Consider the following 17,004-nt stretch of genomic DNA (forward strand, 5'->3'; position numbering starts at 1 on the left):
GCCATGGTCGTGTTGGGTTCCGGAAATGCCGCTGAACAAGACCTGCTTGTCGTCCGGTTTGTCGTCACCGTCCGAATCGGTAAACAGCAGAACTTTGTCACCCGCCGACACGATGACTTTATCGCCGAGCACACAAACCCCATGAGGCGAATCGATATCGGTGCCTTGGTAGAACACCGTTTCCGTATCGGCTTGCCCATCGCCATCGGAATCTTCGAGAATCAAGATCCGGTCTCCTTCGGCACGTTTCCCTTGGTGACGACGGTAGTTAACGATTTCACAAACCCAAACGCGGCCGCGATGATCAATGTCGATGTTCGATGGGCTTAGCAGTTGTGGTTCGGCCGCGAACAACGTCGCCGCCAAACCATCGCCGACATCCAAACCGTCCAGGGCATCGGCCACCTCATGCGATCCTGACGCTTCGTTACGCCCCTTGGTCGGCAGTGCCGGCTTGGCGGTGTAGACGAGAAATTCGACTTCTGCAGCGTCGCCACCACTTTGATCGGTTCCACCGTTGTCCAACCCGCCTGTGGCAACGAAGCGGTCGTAGCCCTCGGGCAGATCAAACGCGATCAGCGAATTAGCGTGGGTGCCGATCCCATAGGCGACCGCATTGCCCGCGATCTTTAGCGGTCCACCGCCTGCGTTTTTATTGACGCGGACCTTGCCCCACTGAGCCGACGCGTCTTTCCACTGCAGATCGGTTAATTTCTTTTCACCCTTCGGTCCGACCAAGCGGGGTTCGGCCCAGTCCGCCCAATCACAAGAGAATCCATTTCCAGCGTCGGTAACGACGAGGTACAGCTGTTTCGCTGCACCAAGTGGGACATCGATCGCAACGGCATGTCCCGGAGTCTGTTTCGAAACCGGTGGGCTTTTGAAGATCGGTTTTTCAGAACCGCTGGCTACCGCGTTGGCTTGCGATCGTTTGATCGCGGCTGGCCCGGCTGGCCTGTCAGACTTTTTTTTTAGTCTTGGCGTCGGCTTTTGCGGCCGGCTTTGGCTCGTCTTGGTTCGCTTCGAGCTCGTCCTGCGACGGGTTGCTCGTCGTGACACCGTGTTCGGGCACTTCGCCATGTGCGGTCCAGACGATCGCATTGAGCATCACTTTGCGAAAGTTCTCGTCGCCCCAGTTCCAGTGAAAATGGCCTCCGGTAAAACCGAATCCGCGACCGCCTCCGTCACGTTCGGCAGCCCACGCCATATGCTGGACTTCCTTGTTGGCAACAGCTTTGCGAACTGCGGGGTTGCCGCTGTGGGGTCCGTCGGGGCGGCGAAGTGTGTCTTCGGGCGGCAGCGCCGACAAAATCGGCGTGACACCTTTCATTCCGTCACGAAATCGCATGTGATAGTACCATTCATCATTGATCGCAAACGGCTTCACACCGCGGCTGATCGGATGGTCCGGAAATGTTTCGTATTTGGCAACCCAGTGCGGATTGACCGACCAACCCGCTTCAAAATAGCCACCGATCCAATCCAAGAACGCGTCTCCGGTCTTTCCGGCGGGCGTCTCGACGCCGTAGTGAACACAAACGAGTCCTACCCCTTTTTTCATCAGCGGGTCGAGTTCGTCGATGTGTGGGTTCAACAGATGGCGTCCGCCGCCGTCACAATAGACAACGATCGTGTCGGCCCCCTCGAGTGCTTTGACGCCTTCGCTGGGCCATCCGTGCTTGATGACTTCGACATCAAAATTTGGCATCGCCTCTTTGAGTGTATTGGCTAACAACAAAGATCCCGCGTAGTGCTCGTGTGCTCCATAGCCATGGCTCGGCGGTCCTGAAATGAAGACCACTTTTTTTCGATCTGACGAGTTCGCGTTGGATTCAGCGCGAACTTGGCTCATCGGGAGCATCAAGCTGGTCAAGAAACAGATCAGGCTCAGCATTCGCATCAGAATTACCTATCAGAGGGAGAGAGAGAGAGTCAGAGCACGAGGGCAGGGAAAACGCGGCATAAACTTGCTTGAAATCTGTCGGCCACTTGTTGGCCCCAAAGAACTTGGGTGCCCGAGGGATGTCGGGCGTTGGCAGGATCGGTCATTTGCCGGGCGGAAGGCGGGAGAACAGCACGCCTAGAAAGAGTAATCGATCGGAAATCGCCGGTCAACTTTCTGACGATAGTTGGCCGCCAACAATGCAATTCTTGCCGTTATTTCACCATCGTCTTTCGCAATATCTCGCACATCGCTTCATCGCCCTGCAGTTGATTGCCGTGACTCGGGCAATACACCGCCACGGGGTGAAAGTGCTTCCGCTGGACCGCAAGGTTCAAGAGGTCTTCGGCCGAGAGTGTTTGCCGTCCAGCCCGTTTGGTCAGGGTAAACACGATGCCCCCCACTCCTTCGAGGGCTCGATACACGACTTCGGTGCAAACCAGACGGTCCGAGCGTGTAAAGTCAAAATCAAAATCGTACGGTTTTCCCACGTGGGTCTTCGCTCGCTCGATCCCTTTGGCAATGACCGTCGGATCGAGCTGAGGGCGAATGACCGCGACGGCATCATTGCCAAACGGCGAAATCATCGATCGCACCCGCACGCCGTCTTTGAGCGACTCGACCACTTGCTCTTCACCGATATAGAACGCCGCATGCGGCCAATATCCCGGCAAGAAATAATTGGTCAGCGCGGTGTCTTTGCGAGTGACGAAGATGTCGCCCGGACGCAGCAAAGTCGACAACTCGGCCGAAATCGACGCGGGCAGTTGCGGAATGTGGCTCGGGTTGGTGCTAATCGCACTGACGGCGAGCGATCCCCACTGCTGCACAGTGTAAATCAGTTGTCGCAAACTGCCTGCCAAAATACGTTCTCGGAAATCGCGACGACGCTCGGCGATTCGCGAGCGAATGTATTGCCTAGGTCCGACTTGCACTCGCTGCAAACGGATGTCAATCACGCTTTGGACTTCCAGCAGCGCCGGGTTGCCAGCAGCCGTCTCGGCAAGCGAGTCATGATGGTCGACGTAAAAATGGTTGGCTCGGTTCAACTGTGTCGCATTGGTTGGTGACGTCAACGTCAATTGAATCGCGTCAAAGCTGCCTGCAGGAATTCCGTACGCATCAAACGACTCGTTCAGCTTGCGACGCACGAGTGCGTTGTTCGAGAAAAGATCTCGCAGACATCGCGCGGCATCCACCAGCACAACGGCGGCTGCGTAGGCACACAAGAATTCGCCGGGATGATCCTCGACGTCTCTACCAACCGATTGGCGAGTTGAGTGAATCAATTCCAACAGCGCGTTACGAGCCTTATGATAGGACACCCACAGGTGCGTCACCTGATCATCCTCGCTGGGTGTGAAGTACCCGCGACTAAGCGTCGTGCAAGTCTGCTGAAATTGGACCGCTTCGCCTCGTAGTCGCGTCATGTGCTGAGACAAATGAACGACGGTTTGGCAAGCGGCCTGGAGTTCGAAAGGTTGCATCCCGGCATTTTAGCCGATCCGAGACGCGTCATTGCATCACAATGACTTTAAATATTCGATTAAGTCGGCTGCCTCTTGTTCGGTTAGCTCCGCGTCGCCGTTGACCTTTTCGGGGCTGTGCAGATCCGTGATGACCCGCTCGAGCGTTTTGGCTCGGCCGCTGTGCAACCATCGCACTTTGCGGTAGGTCCCTCGCAGCGAAGGCGTGTTGTAGCCTTCGTAAAAGTCGTCTTTGGAATTAAGGCCGACATCGTGAATTTCGTTGTCCGTCAAATGTGGGCCGAGATGACAATCAGCGCACGCCGCCTTGGAGCTGAAAAAGACTTGGCGTCCGCGGGCGGCTGATTCCGACAATTCGCCGTTGGGGATTCGATACGGATTGGGAGGCAATTCGAGCGAGGCGAGATACGCACGCACGGCCTTTGTCTCGCTCGCTGATGGCGACTTGCCGATCATCGTTGATGTGAATGATTTGGCAATTGAATCATCCAAGCTCTGCTGCCAGCCATGCCATGTGTACGGCTTTGTCTGCTCGACGCCAAACAGCGGCAACACGGTTTTGACCGTCAACTCGGTACCATCGTTCATCGTGTCCATCGGCAATGCATTGGAACCGCCCTCTTGGTGACACGAATGACAGCTATACCACTGGTCCAAGCTTCGCGTTGCGTCGTGAAAGATCGCCATCCCTTGGCGAGCAAGTGACATCGAATCGGGGCCTCCTAAATCAATCTCGTGCAGCAATTTCCGCTCGACCAAATCGACCACTTGCACCGAGTTGTTCAAATAGTTGGCAATGTAAGCAGTGCGATCATCGCTTGCGATTTTGATTCCAAGCGGACGTCCTCCGAGCGACATGCGATCAAACCGTTTTCGATCATACTGCAGTTCACGCTCGATCAAATCGCCGGGGCCACCGGCACCGATGAAAGGCAAATCGGGCAATCGATAGAACAGCAATTCGTGAGTCCCACCTGCGGTGACAACCATTTGTTGCTCGTCAGACGTGATCGCGATTCCATACGGGTCGCCAATCGCCAATTCAGGCACATCCAACGAAATCGCTTCACGATAGGCAGGCCCATCCAACCGGACTCGTCCAATCCGACTGGCCAACACCCAGCCTCGTTTGATGTTGCCGATGGTGATCGGATTCGAGCGATAGACCATCCACGGAAAATAGACTTGGCTGCCGTCCCGCGACGCAACCATGTGTCCGAGATTGATCCCGCCCACGAGAGGCTCGTCATACAGCCGTTCAAACGACGCGGTGTCGACGACAACAATCTTGCCTTCGCCGCTACAACCGACCGCCAACCGTTTTCCGTCGGGCGAAATCGCTAGGTTCTTTGGCCAATGTCCGACATCCATTCGACGCGAGATCTTATTTTCGACCAAGTCGACTTCAACCAATTCCCCCGATGCAACGAGTCCGACGTAGGCGACCGAAGCGTCCGGCGACAACGCGACCCCCGCAGGTTCGAACCCCAGTTGGATCCGTGCGACTTCCTGGATCGTTGCCAACCGCGAAGCATTCTCAGCTAGCGATGATGAAGCAGCGGGAATGTCGGATTCCCGAGTGTCCAGCGGAATGAGTCGATAGACGACCAATTCGCCGGACCACGCACAGGTCACGACGAAACGGTCATCATCGTTGGCAAATACAACATCGGTGGGATGGTCTCCGCAAACAACTTCGTCCACGACGGCACGGGATTCGGTTGAAACCAGCGAAATCGAATCCGAGGTCTGATTGACGGTCACAATCCATTGGCCTGCGGGCCACGTTGCTGCCGGATTGATCGCTAAATCAACGGGCGAGCGGTCAAGCTGGGGATCGATTGTCGCATTTCCCGAGATCGATCGGGCCGAATTTCGCGTTTTTTGCAGGGTTGCAGGTGAGTCAGCCCACACCGGGATCGACGTACAGAGCCACAACGCCGAGAGCAAGCAGACTCGATAACGCAAATCCATGGACTTTGCCTTGGGTTGTAAAAATCTGACAATGTGGAACGTCGCCGCACGCTGCAAATCGTTTTCTGCTGAGGTTAATGCCACCGCTAATTCCTAATTTTTCTGAATTGGCCTTACTTGGCTCGATCCATCTTATCCACTTTGAAAAGGCTGCATGAGCCTAGAAACGTCCTTCTCTGCCGTACATTCTTGGGGGACGACTCACCGGATGTCCACTACAAATGTTCATTTGTTTGGCATGTCGCACCACCCCTTGTGGCTTTCCTGTCCGCTATAATACCGCCTCGTCTGCGATTCAGTGATGCGTGAACCGTTGCCTAAGCGGAGTCCAACTCGTAGCATGCGAGAGTCATCTCCCTATCCCACCATGCGAAACACACCTTGGCGCACGTGTCCCTAATGATGAATTTTGGATAACAAACAGAAAATGGTGGCGGATGGTTCGCCCCAATCGTCATTGCTTGGACAGTAGAATGTGATGACATCAAATTTTCAGACGATCTATTTGCGGAAGATTCAAAACTGTTGAAACCATGCCGAGTGAGCATGGCGACAATGCCCCCCTTTTGATGAGGATATAGAATGAAGAACTTTTTAGTGCTCGGTTTGGCTTTGGCTCTCGTCTCCGCGACCACTGCGACGGCTGAAAAGCCAACCAAGAAAGGTGGATTGAAGAGCGGTTTGCAACCGGGTGAAAACGTGGGTCCGTTCTACGTCACCAAATGTGCAGGCGCAGAAGACGACGGTGTCGCCGAAGGCAAAAACTTGTGCTACCGCTGCCGCAACGGCTCGAAGCCTCAAGTCATGGTTTTCACTCGCAGCGACGACCCGAAGGTTGCCGAATTGGTGAAGAAGCTTGACGAAGCGGTAGCATCGAACGAAGAATCAAAACTTCGCGTTTTCGTCAATGTTTTGAACGAAGACAAAGACGATGCATCGGATATCGCCAAGAAGTTTGTTTCGACGACCAGCGTCAAGAACATTCCTTTTGTTGTTCCTAACGAAAACGCAAACGGTCCCGACAACTACGGAATCAACCCAAAAGCGGCTGTCACCATCGTGATGGCAAACGAAGGCAACGTGAAAGCCAATTACGCAATTGCCAACGCCAAGAAGCTAAACGTTGACGCTGTTATCGCCGACCTCAGCAAGATTCTTGAGTAAGAATTTTTAGGCTAGGTAGAGACGGAAAAAAAAAGAACGACGACGGTGAATGCCGTCGTCGTTTTTTTGTGGATAAAGCGATAGAGATGGCAACGGACAAGCACCGTGCAACCAGCCCTCCCCGAAAATCTCGCTGAATGCTCGGCTTTCGACCCTCCCGACGCAAGCTGGGAGGGTTAATCAATTTATTGCAACTGGATATTTAAAAATGGACGCGTCATTCGCAACGGCACCACTGATCTAGTAGAGAGCTTTGATCGCTAATTGGCTCCACGTTTCCAATTGCTCGATGTCCGCTTTCAGCTCTCCGATGCTGACGAAACCGCCTTCGGCCAGATCCGCTTCATTGCTTTGCACCTCGGGCGATTCCAGGACAAAACGATGAACAACGCCCAAATGGACCTTGCCGACCTCGTTGGATGGGTCGTAAATCAATCCTTCTTGCGTTTCTTTGTAATCCGAGCGAAGCTGGATCTCTTCTTCGATCTCGCGATGCATCCCGGTCGAATACGGATTGGCTCCGTCGGCGGCATCTTCGCGGCTGATGTGGCCTCCGATCCCAACGCTGCGTTTGGCATGCAAGCGTTTCTCTCCGCCGCCACCCCCGCGAGTGTAGGTGAACAATTTCTTCGTTCCGTCGTTTTCGGTCCATTCCAACAACACATACGGAATCAACTGCTTGAAGCTGGGGTCGGTTTCCATCGGCGTGCGCGGTTGGAACGACAATTGGTCGCTGGCAAGAATGGGCAGCAAGAACCGATCGACATCCGATTCAAAACCGTCAATCACGCCGATTGAGTTAATCACTGACTCGGGGATCACCAAGATGTGTTCTTCAGTAGACATAAATAGCAGGTCGCGATTTGCGGAAAAGAGATAAGTAGTGGCAGAGCGACAATGAACGTCGCTCACAGTGTTTAGACGATCAGCGGTTTAGACGAACGCCCTGAAGCATTTTTTTCGTAGCTACCTTCGCCAGAAGGTGGTGACTCGTATTCGCCGACAACCATCCACGCTCTGGCGAGCGTAGTTACAAAACGCAAATGCTGCAATTTGCCGTCTCTAAATTCCTCACAGCGTTTGGTTTAGACGATTAGCATGGCGTCGCCGTAGCTGAAGAAGCGATATTCGCTTTCGATGGCTTTTTGATACGCTTCCATAATCAATTCGCGTCCCGCAAACGCGCTGACCAAAACAAGCAAACTGCTGCGAGGCAGATGAAAATTGGTCATCAACGCATCGACGACTTTGAATTGGTACGGCGGCTTGATGAACAGGTCCGTCGCGCCGGTCCACGGCTCGAGTTTTCCTTCGGCGTTTCTCGCGGCACTTTCGAGCACGCGGACGCTGGTGGTGCCGACGGCGATACAGCGACCATGCGCTCGGCGGGCGCGAATCGTCTCGGCGGTGGCCGCATCGATTTGGCCCCACTCGCTGTGCATCGTGTGCTCGTCGAGCCGATCGACAGCGATCGGACGAAACGTGCCGATCCCAACGTGCAGCGTCACTTCTTGGATATCGGTGCCACCGGTGCGGATGTACTCGAGCAGTTTGTCGGTGAAGTGTAATCCGGCCGTCGGGGCCGCCACACTGCCGCGATGCTCGGCGAAAACGGTTTGATAATTTTTCACATCGGCATCGACCATTTGGCCATCGCGGATGTAGGGCGGCAGCGGGATTCGGCCGTAGCGTTCAAGCCAATCGGCCGGTTCACGAGGCCATTCGGATTCGTCTCGGCCGGGCAATCGCGGCGTCACCAACAAGTGCCCATCGTCGGTCCGCGAGACGACCACCAATTGCATGCTAGGGCGACCTTCACGGTCCTTGATCGTGATCGCTTCGCCTGGGCGGAGCGTGCCGCGAGTTTTGGTCAGCACCTCCCAAACGCCGGTCGCTGCATCGGCTCGCAAAAACAGCCCCTGCCACTGACCGCTCGTTTCGGCGCGATAACCGACCAACTTCGCTGGAATCACACGTGTGTTGTTGAGCACCAACGTGTCGTCGGCCTTCAGCAGCTCGGGCAGATCGCGGACGTAGTGGTGGTCAATCGTGCCCGCTTTGCGATCCACCAGCATCAATCGAGCATCGCTGCGAGTCGCCAATGGTGCTTGGGCAATTCGCTCGCGAGGCAGGTCGTAATCGTATTGTTCTATGTCGCTCATCGCGGACAGTGTAGTTTTTGTCGAGCGTGCGCGGCAGCCCCCAAAGCGACTTTGAAAAAGGGGGGGCATGTCGATAGTCTTGACGACTATCGCTACGAAAAGATTGGGTGGCTGCCGAGACTCTTGGCGAGTTTCGCTACGGGAACAATCACAGAATGTTAGGCGCTGGCGTCAGGCTTTTTGACCTTCATATGCTCGAACGCTTTATGAGTCGCCATCCGGCCGCGACGTGTTCGCACAATCATCTCGGTGCGGAGCAAGAACGGCTCGACTTCGTCTTCGAGCGTGTCGCTGCTGACGTTCATCGTGTGGGCAATGGCTTCGAGGCCTGCCGGGCCTCCTAAAAAGACCCGCATCAACGTATCGAGGTAGCCGCGATCCTGTTTATCCAGCCCCAATGTGTCGATCCCGATCATATCGAGCGCCGCGGCGGTGACCGTCGCATCGACTTTTCCATTGGCCTTGCTTTGCGCGTAATCACGGACCCACAGCAAGCGATTGTTTGCCAGCCGCGGAGTGCTGCGACTTCGGCCAGCGATCACGCCAGCGGAACCATCGTCGATGGCGATTTTCAGTTTTTTCGAGTTGCGTTGTACGATTTCGCAAAGCTCGGCTTGGTTGTACCAACCGAGATGTTCGCGAATTTGAAACCGGTCTCTCAGCGGAGCACTCAACATCCCCGCTCGCGTCGTTGCTCCGATCAAGGTGAACGGCCGCAATTCGTAATTCAACGTCCTCGCGCTAACGCCCTCGCCCAGAATGATGTCGATGCGAAAATCTTCCATCGCCGTGTACAAATACTCTTCGACCGCTTTGGGGATGCGGTGAATTTCATCGATAAACAGCACGGCGCCTTCGGAGAGATTGGTCAAATAGGGCAGCAAATCCTTGGGGGCTCGCAGCCCCGCACCATTGGCCATTTCGACCGAAGTCCCCATCTCGGCGGGAATCACGGTGGCGAACGTCGTCTTGCCGAGTCCCGGCGGTCCATCAAACAAGATATGTCCGAGCGGCTCGCCGCGTCCCTGAGCCGCATCGATTGCGATTTTCAGCCGTTCGATGACGTCCTGCTGGCCGACCATTTCGTCCATCCGCCGAGGGCGCAGCGAATTGTCCTGCTCTTTCGGCATCAACGCTTCGGTTTCGGACTCGGGTTCGGTTTGTTGGTAGACTGCTTCTCTGGCCATGCATTACACTCCCTTGGTTGACTTAGCCCTCCTACTTTAACGATTTCCCGTGGTTTGGCGTACCGCAAATTCTCTCGACTCTCGCGATGACTTCACGAATTACAGATAAACCACTGCAATTACACAGCAACCCTGCGCATACCCTCGAAAAAAGCAGCGTTTCCGCCCCCCCCGAAAGCCAGAGTTTTCATTGGCACGGGTTCACACAGATGGCCGATTTCCAGAATATCGTCATCGAACGTGCCGAGGGCTGCTGGCTAACCACGACCTCTGGAGAACGACTTTTTGACGGTGTCGCGAGCCTGTGGTGCAACGTCCATGGCCATCGCAATCCGAAACTGGATGCGGCGATCCGCACCCAACTCGACCGCGTCAGCCATATCACGACATTGGGCATGTCGGCCGATATCACCGACCGATTGGCCGAGCGATTGGCCGAAGTCACCCCTGGCGATTTGAAACACGTTTTCTTTAGCAGCGATGGATCCTCCGCCGTCGAGGCGGCACTGAAGATGGCGCTGCAGTATTGGCATCTGAAACACTCCGCCACGACGCCCGCCTTGGAGCCCTCCTCGACGACAACCCCGACTTCAACCTCCAAAACTCGCTACTTGGCACTGTCGTCGGCCTACCATGGCGATACGACGGGGGCGGTTTCGCTAGGCGGAATCAAGTACTTTCACCAACTGTTTGCGCCGATCGTTTTCACCCCAGTTCGCGGGCCATTGCCGTGCAGCTATCGGTTGCCCGAGGGCGTCCACCCCGACGACGCCTGCGATTATTACGCCAACGAAATTGAATCGCTGTTAAAGCAGCATCACGCCGAGCTTGCCGCCGTTGTGATGGAACCGCTGGTCCAAGGTGCGGCGGGAATGATCACGCACCCGACGGGTCTGCTGGCCCGCATCCGTGAATTGTGCGACCGATATGACGTCTTGCTGATCGTGGACGAAGTCGCCACCGGATTCGGCCGCACCGGACGCATGTTTGCTTGCGATCACGAGGGCGTCACGCCGGATATTCTGTGCATGGGCAAAGGAATCACCGGAGGCTACTTGCCGATGGCGGCGACGATCGCACGGCCTCATGTGTTTGAGGCGTTTTTAGGAAAATCGTCCGAGCGAAAACAGTTCTATCACGGCCACACCTTCGGCGGGAATCCGCTTGCCGCCGCAGCCGCAGTCGCCTCGTTGGATCTGTTCCGCGACACGAACTTGACCGACACGATCGACGCCAAGAGCCAGTTTCTACGCGAGTGCCTCGCTCCGCTTGCAAACCATCCTCATGTCGGTGACGTGCGAGGCCGCGGTTTGATGGTGGGAATCGAATTGGTGGCCGATCGCGAAAGCAAAATGCCGTTTGACAGCGACCGATTGATCGGACGCAAAGTGTGTGAGCGTGCGACTGAACTCGGAGCCTGGATTCGACCACTCGGGGACGTCATCGTGCTGATGCCGCCGTTGGTCGCATCGGACGACGAACTGCGTTTTCTGGCAAACACCGTCACCCAAGCGATCGAAGAAGTGCTGGCGGATATCGACTAAAATGGGGGGCGGCTCAAACGCGAACCGCATGCGAGCCATTTTTACCTGTCACGGATGCTTGTCACCCTACTCGGGAACCACACACTGCGATGTCAAACACATCGGACTCCGAAGACCAAACGCCCATCGACACGTCGGATCCGGCGATCGTCGCTCGCTACGAACCGTACCTTCGCATGCTTGCGAAAGTGCAGATGCGGCGGGCGCTGCAAGCTAAAATCGGGGAATCCGACATCGTCCAGCAAACGATGTTGCAAGCGGTACAGGCAATCGATCAGTTCCGGGGCACCGGTGAAGCGGAGTTTCGCGGCTGGTTGCGACAAATCCTTGCCCGCCACCTCTGTCATCTCGATCGCGATTTCCGCCGCGACAAGCGAGACGTTCGCCGCGAACAATCGATGCAGCAACAATTGGCAAAATCGTCGATGCGGCTCGAAGGTTTGTTAGCAGGTGACGGCCCCACCCCCAGCCAGAATGTGGCGTTGGGCGAAAACGTGGTGCGAATCGCCATGGCGATCGAACAGTTGCCCGAAACGCAGCGTGAAGCGATCCGGTTGCACTACATCGAGGGCATGAAGTTGAGCGAAGTGGCCGCAAGCATGGATAAGTCCAGTGGAGCAATCGCAGGGCTGCTACATCGAGGCATGAAGACGCTGCGTGAACAACTTGGCGACGCGTAAAACCGCTCGTTTGACGCCCCGGACCCCGCCCACCGATGCCTCCTCGCACAGCAGTCCAGCCCCCCGCCTGAGTCAAATGTTCATCGCATCTTCAACCGTTGGTCCCGGCTTCTGAACATCGGCATCCTATAACTCGGCCCGCGAAGGAGTTTTTTGTCAGTCGCAATGTCGCGGCGTCCTTTGCGTCAAGAGTTGTCTGCCTCAGGAACACGATGAATGTTGAGTCGCACGTTGTATAAGAATCACCGCGATGGTTTTACGCTGGTGGAATTGTTGGTGGTTATCGCCATCATTGGTGTATTGGTTGGATTGCTGCTGCCGGCCGTCCAAGCCGCACGAGAAGCAGCGAGACGAATGAGTTGTGGGAATAACTTCAAGCAGCTTGGCTTGGGGATTCACAACTACCACGCTGCTTACAATCAATTGCCCACCCATAAAACCGGGACGGGCTTGGCGCTGGCGTCCGGATGGGACCAATCCAACCTGAACGGTAATTGCCAAGAACTGAGCATGTTGGTGGCGTTAACCCCGTTCGTCGAAGCCCAAGCGTTGTGGGAACAGATCAGCAATCCGCAGTCTGGTTTCCAAAGCATGGGTCCAACACCGGATGTCACCAGCTATTCGCCCTGGGTGACCGAATTGCCCACACTGCGTTGCCCCAGTGATCCAGGTGTCGGTAGTCCCGGCCTTGCCCGCACGAACTACGCCGCCTGTTTGGGGGACAGTGCTTATTCGATGACGCACGGACCTCGATCCAATTTATTGACACTCAGCAGCACCGCTGCGGGTGCGGCTCGAGCGAACCAACGAGGCGTGTTCGTTCCTCGCGACAAAGCGGCATTCCGAGACATCCTCGACGGACTCGCCAACACCGTGATGATGGGTGAAATCGCAACCGACCTGGGGGATCGCGACGCACGTACCGCGCCTAAAGCGGCGGGCGTCATGGTGGGCGGACTCGGCATCAACCCCGCGGATTGTGCAGGTACAGGAAAAGATGCCAACCGTCCACAGTTCTGGGCTGCGGGAACCGCCACCATTCTCGATGGCGGCAACGCGGCGTTCGGTCGCGGCTTTCGCTGGGCCGATGGCAACCCCGTCTACTCGACGATGCAAACGATCTCGCCACCGAACTCGGCAGCGTGTTCAACAAGCGAAGGGATCATCGACACCTCGGGCACGCTAACGTCCTCGGCGACCCCTGACAAGAACTATGGATTGATGCCCGCTGGCAGCCGACACCAAGGTGGTTGCCACGTCTTGATGGGCGATGGATCGGTCAAATTCATCACCGATTCGATCGAAGCTGGCAGTCAATCGACTCGCATGGTCAGCAACATCGAAGGAAACGCTGGCCCTCCTTCCACGCTGCCGGGGTCCAAGAGCCCTTATGGTTTGTGGGGTGCGTTGGGAACGCGTGCTGGCAAAGAAGTCGTCTCGAGCGACTTCTAGCCGGTCCACCGAGATAACAACATGACATCCCATACACGCTGCGTTTGCGAGCCGAACGCAGCGTGTTTTCGTAGTCTTATTGGTGGCGTCACGCTGGCGGCGAAAAGAATAACAGCTTGCCAATTTTGTCGGAATGCATATTACATCTTCTATTTGGAATCCTCGGCGATGAATCGCAGCGCGATTTCATTCACCGTAACGTGTGTGACACCCCAACCTTTCATTTTCCGACACTCTTTTTCCGACACACGTGCAATCGATATTCGCAGCGGCAAAGATTACGATCCTGGGCAACCGATCTTATTTGATTGACATCCCGAGTCCGTAACGATAATGCGGTCAGAGGGAAAGTTATCTTCCTAAAAAAACCGATTTGATCCGCATGCTAAAGAACGTTCCCCTGCCTAGCTTCGACGGCGCGTCGCATCCAGACGAACATCTCGAATTAATCGAAGAAGCGAACGAGCGAGTGGATGCGTTTACCAAAAATCGCCGCGACACGATTCACAACTTTGTCGTTTCCGATTTCGAATTGGTCGGCGCGGCGATTGGGTGGTTAGTCGAAAACCGCATCGCTTGCGGCGATTCATTTCTGGAATGGGGCAGCGGTTTTGGCGTTGTCACGATGTTAGCGGCGATCGAAGGCATGAACGCGGTCGGAATCGAGGTCGAGCGTGACTTGATCGATCAATCTCGCCTGCTCGCCGAAGACTTTGACATCGACGCCGAATTTGTCGAGGGCAGTTTTTTGCCCGATGATCGTTCGGTGATCGAGTCCGTGATCCAAGACTTTGAAAATGTCGATATCGACAGCCCGAGTGCCTACGCAGCGTTAGGGAAATCGATCGACGAATTCGATGTGATCTTTGCCTTTCCATGGCCCGGCGAGCAGGGGTATTTCGCCACGATCTTTGATCAATTCGCCGCCGACGGAGCATTGCTGCTGACGTACGACGGACGCAACCAATTGCGACTTCAGCGACGCGAATAAACGCCGACGAGGTAACGTCAGTGGGCTTCGGATGCGGCGGGTGTTTCCACATTTTGATGGCATGTCAAGACAACACGGATCGCTTCGTAGGAGATCTTGCCTTCAAAAAATTCATGCATCGGCTTGATCCGCCCTTCTTCCACCAAATGCAGATTGCCGAGAATGGAATCACGAGTCTGATCGTCCACCCAGGGCGACGGATCGGTGATTTTTTCTTGACGCAAAAAATCCTGCAGGTAACCGACGACGGTCGAGACCGCTCGCCCCAATTTCTCAGCGACTTCTTCGATCGATTCGCCCCGACGGAAATTGTCAAACGCGGCCATCGAATTGGCGTTGGGCAGGACCGCTCGCGGCGCAGCCGCGGTTGCAGCTGGCGCGGGTACCGTTTTCACATTGGTTTCGAGATTGTGCGTTTCACAATAAGTGCGAATCGGCTCGAGAAACGTTTCGCCAAAATCGGCCAATTTCCGATCGCCGACTCCTTTGATCTTGCCGAACGCCTCGAGCGTTGCCGGACGAACACGAGCGAGTTCACGCAGCGTGGCATCGCCGAAGACGATATAGGCCGGTACGTTCTTCTCCGATGCGATCGCACTTCGCTTGCTCCGCAACGCTTCAAATAATCCGCGATCCACACCGTCCCACGAATCGACCGATACCGCTCGGCTTCGCGAGCGTGCTTTTTTGCCAGGGACACTTAGTCGTGGATTCCCATCGCGGTGAAGCAACCGGCGTCCCGATTCAGAAAGCGATAGAATCTGGTACTCACCGGTACGCTGCAAATACGATTGCTGGACCAATTGATCAATCCACATCCGCACCGCATTTAATCCGTCGTCGGTTAACAAACCATGGGTGCTCAGATTGTCGTGCCCGAGTTGGACGATCCGCTGTTCCGTTGATCCGACGAGCACCTTGGCAACGTGCGACGCTCCGAATCGCTCTTGCACTCGCAAAACACACGACAAGATCTTCTGGCTCAACGTAATCGGGTCATCGACCAATTCGATTTCATCGAGACAAAAATCACAGGCCCCACAATTTTCATGGGTGTAGGGTTGGCCAAAATATTCAACCAAAGCCTTGTGTCGGCACACGGGACTGCCGCACAGCTGATTGATCGCTTCGAGCGATTGCAGCGCACCGCCGCCGGTCGCTTGCGAGTCGCCCTGCATTATTTTTTTCCATGTGACAACGTCACCACCGGAATAGATCAGCACGCATTCGGATTCCAACCCATCACGCCCCGCACGTCCACTTTCCTGTTGGTAGTGCTCGATCGATTTTGGCATCCCGGCATGGACCACAAACCGCACGTTCGACTTATCAATTCCCATTCCAAAGGCGACGGTGGCGACGATCACATCGCACGTCTCTTTGATAAATGCGTCTTGGCTTTGCTTTCGATCCTCGTCACTCATTCCGGCGTGATAGGGCAGGGCAACGGTCCCCAATTGATTTAGCGCCGCCGCGGTCCGTTCGACTTCTTTGCGACTAATGCAATACACAATCCCCGATTCGCCGCGATGCCGCCCGATCACGTCAACGACTTGTTGCAATCGGCCGTTCGCCCGCAGCATGCGGTAGGTCAAATTGGGACGATCAAAATCGCCAACCAACACTTCTGCCTTCTGAAGCCCCAGTTGGCCGACGATATCATCCCGCACCGGCTGCGACGCGGTCGCGGTATACGCATGCACGGCGGCCGCAGGGAATTGCTCTTTTAAAACCCGCAGCCCGCGATATTCGGGACGAAAATCATGCCCCCAATTGCTGATACAGTGAGCTTCGTCGATCGCGAAAAACGAGATCGGTGTCTGGTGCAAAAACTGCAGCATCCGGCTGGACAATAAGCGTTCCGGAGCGACATACAACAGTTTGGTTTTGCCCGCTCGGATTTGCTCGGCGACCTGCCGTTTCTCAGCCTCCGTCAACGAGCTATTGATGAATGCGGCCTCGACACCACAGGCGCGGAGCGAATCGACCTGGTCCTTCATCAACGAAATCAACGGTGAAACGACCACCGCCATGCCATCCATACAGAGCGCCGGCGCCTGGAAACAAAGCGATTTCCCGCCCCCGGTCGGCAGCACCGTCAAGCTATCTCGGCGATCCAACACGCTGCGGATCGAAGCTTCTTGGAGCGGCCGAAACGAATCGTATCCCCAGACGTCCTGCAAAACTTGGTGAACCGGAGTCATCGTGTCCGCAGCTATGGCATCCAATGCAGAAGCGTCCTTGGTCATCATTTCATTCCACTAAGAATCGTCGCCCCGTCCGTCGAGAACCGAACCCAACCAGGATGCGACATGAGGAACGCATGTTCACAATCCTAACACTTTGATGCGGAACCGCAAACGAACGGCAGCTGCGCATTGCCGCAAAATCGGCTCGCGATCGCCCCGCGATCCTTCCCAA

General features: G+C 55.6%; 13 protein-coding genes. 5 read left to right on the forward strand and 8 right to left on the reverse strand.

Annotated elements, in window-relative coordinates:
* From ABX962_RS11595 to ABX962_RS11610, 4 genes are all read right to left on the reverse strand, one after another.
* Positions 1-1,059: PVC-type heme-binding CxxCH protein (locus tag ABX962_RS11595; RefSeq protein WP_372719508.1), on the reverse strand; the 1,059-nt coding region annotated here is incomplete at its 3' end.
* Entirely contained in the window at positions 959-1,900 is a 942-nt protein-coding gene (locus ABX962_RS11600) for a ThuA domain-containing protein (protein ID WP_372719510.1), read from the reverse strand. The genes ABX962_RS11595 and ABX962_RS11600, both read right to left, overlap by 101 nt.
* 257 nt (positions 1,901-2,157) lie before the next feature.
* Positions 2,158-3,429, reverse strand: a complete 1,272-nt coding sequence (locus ABX962_RS11605; protein WP_372719512.1) for a YiiX/YebB-like N1pC/P60 family cysteine hydrolase — start codon at positions 3,427-3,429, stop codon at positions 2,158-2,160.
* A 36-nt stretch (positions 3,430-3,465) separates the two neighbouring features.
* Positions 3,466-5,487, reverse strand: a complete 2,022-nt coding sequence (locus ABX962_RS11610) for a hypothetical protein (RefSeq protein WP_372719514.1) — start codon at positions 5,485-5,487, stop codon at positions 3,466-3,468.
* A 498-nt stretch (positions 5,488-5,985) separates the two neighbouring features.
* Here ABX962_RS11610 and ABX962_RS11615 point away from each other — a divergent pair, with 498 nt between their 5' ends.
* The gene (locus tag ABX962_RS11615; protein WP_372719516.1) at positions 5,986-6,567 is read left to right on the forward strand and encodes a hypothetical protein; all 582 of its coding nucleotides are present in this window, start codon (positions 5,986-5,988) and stop codon (positions 6,565-6,567) included.
* Between the two features lie 240 nt (positions 6,568-6,807).
* On the opposite strand, the gene ABX962_RS11620 is transcribed toward ABX962_RS11615, so the two are convergent.
* The 3 genes from ABX962_RS11620 to ruvB all read right to left on the reverse strand — a co-directional run bounded on the left by ABX962_RS11620 (position 6,808) and on the right by ruvB (position 9,859).
* Entirely contained in the window at positions 6,808-7,413 is a 606-nt protein-coding gene (locus ABX962_RS11620; protein ID WP_372719518.1) for a phosphoesterase, read from the reverse strand.
* A 239-nt stretch (positions 7,414-7,652) separates the two neighbouring features.
* Positions 7,653-8,729, reverse strand: coding sequence for a tRNA preQ1(34) S-adenosylmethionine ribosyltransferase-isomerase QueA (gene queA / locus ABX962_RS11625; protein ID WP_372719520.1), 1,077 nt, complete (start codon positions 8,727-8,729; stop codon positions 7,653-7,655).
* A 158-nt stretch (positions 8,730-8,887) separates the two neighbouring features.
* A complete protein-coding gene (ruvB, locus tag ABX962_RS11630; protein WP_372719532.1) occupies positions 8,888-9,859 on the reverse strand; it encodes a Holliday junction branch migration DNA helicase RuvB in 972 nt (323 codons plus the stop codon).
* A 143-nt stretch (positions 9,860-10,002) separates the two neighbouring features.
* Here ruvB and bioA point away from each other — a divergent pair, with 143 nt between their 5' ends.
* From bioA to ABX962_RS11650, 4 genes are all read left to right on the forward strand, one after another.
* Entirely contained in the window at positions 10,003-11,460 is a 1,458-nt protein-coding gene (bioA, locus tag ABX962_RS11635; RefSeq protein ID WP_372719522.1) for an adenosylmethionine--8-amino-7-oxononanoate transaminase, read from the forward strand.
* An 89-nt stretch (positions 11,461-11,549) separates the two neighbouring features.
* Positions 11,550-12,140: a sigma-70 family RNA polymerase sigma factor gene (locus ABX962_RS11640; RefSeq protein ID WP_372719524.1), complete on the forward strand. Its 591-nt coding sequence runs from the start codon at positions 11,550-11,552 to the stop codon at positions 12,138-12,140.
* A gap of 216 nt (positions 12,141-12,356) precedes the next feature.
* Positions 12,357-13,592, forward strand: a complete 1,236-nt coding sequence (locus ABX962_RS11645; RefSeq protein ID WP_372719526.1) for a DUF1559 domain-containing protein — start codon at positions 12,357-12,359, stop codon at positions 13,590-13,592.
* A 382-nt stretch (positions 13,593-13,974) separates the two neighbouring features.
* Entirely contained in the window at positions 13,975-14,583 is a 609-nt protein-coding gene (locus tag ABX962_RS11650) for a hypothetical protein (protein WP_372719528.1), read from the forward strand.
* 17 nt (positions 14,584-14,600) lie between these two features.
* On the opposite strand, the gene recQ is transcribed toward ABX962_RS11650, so the two are convergent.
* The gene (recQ, locus tag ABX962_RS11655; RefSeq protein ID WP_372719530.1) at positions 14,601-16,835 is read right to left on the reverse strand and encodes a DNA helicase RecQ; all 2,235 of its coding nucleotides are present in this window, start codon (positions 16,833-16,835) and stop codon (positions 14,601-14,603) included.
* Between the last annotated feature and the right edge of the window lie 169 nt (positions 16,836-17,004).

This window comes from Novipirellula sp. (assembly GCF_041583735.1).
In the GTDB taxonomy this organism is placed as follows: domain Bacteria; phylum Planctomycetota; class Planctomycetia; order Pirellulales; family Pirellulaceae; genus Novipirellula.

Excerpts from the sequence above, each read along its gene's own strand:
- ABX962_RS11605 (WP_372719512.1), bottom strand. The coding sequence starts at position 3,429 with ATGCAACCTTTCGAACTCCAGGCCGCTTGCCAAACCGTCGTTCATTTG.
- ABX962_RS11620 (WP_372719518.1), bottom strand. The coding sequence starts at position 7,413 with ATGTCTACTGAAGAACACATCTTGGTGATCCCCGAGTCAGTGATTAAC.
- bioA (WP_372719522.1), top strand. The coding sequence starts at position 10,003 with ATGACTTCACGAATTACAGATAAACCACTGCAATTACACAGCAACCCT.
- ABX962_RS11615 (WP_372719516.1), top strand. The coding sequence starts at position 5,986 with ATGAAGAACTTTTTAGTGCTCGGTTTGGCTTTGGCTCTCGTCTCCGCG.
- ABX962_RS11640 (WP_372719524.1), top strand. The coding sequence starts at position 11,550 with ATGTCAAACACATCGGACTCCGAAGACCAAACGCCCATCGACACGTCG.
- queA (WP_372719520.1), bottom strand. The coding sequence starts at position 8,729 with ATGAGCGACATAGAACAATACGATTACGACCTGCCTCGCGAGCGAATT.
- ABX962_RS11650 (WP_372719528.1), top strand. The coding sequence starts at position 13,975 with ATGCTAAAGAACGTTCCCCTGCCTAGCTTCGACGGCGCGTCGCATCCA.
- recQ (WP_372719530.1), bottom strand. The coding sequence starts at position 16,835 with ATGATGACCAAGGACGCTTCTGCATTGGATGCCATAGCTGCGGACACG.
- ABX962_RS11600 (WP_372719510.1), bottom strand. The coding sequence starts at position 1,900 with ATGCGAATGCTGAGCCTGATCTGTTTCTTGACCAGCTTGATGCTCCCG.
- ruvB (WP_372719532.1), bottom strand. The coding sequence starts at position 9,859 with ATGCCGAAAGAGCAGGACAATTCGCTGCGCCCTCGGCGGATGGACGAA.
- ABX962_RS11645 (WP_372719526.1), top strand. The coding sequence starts at position 12,357 with ATGTTGAGTCGCACGTTGTATAAGAATCACCGCGATGGTTTTACGCTG.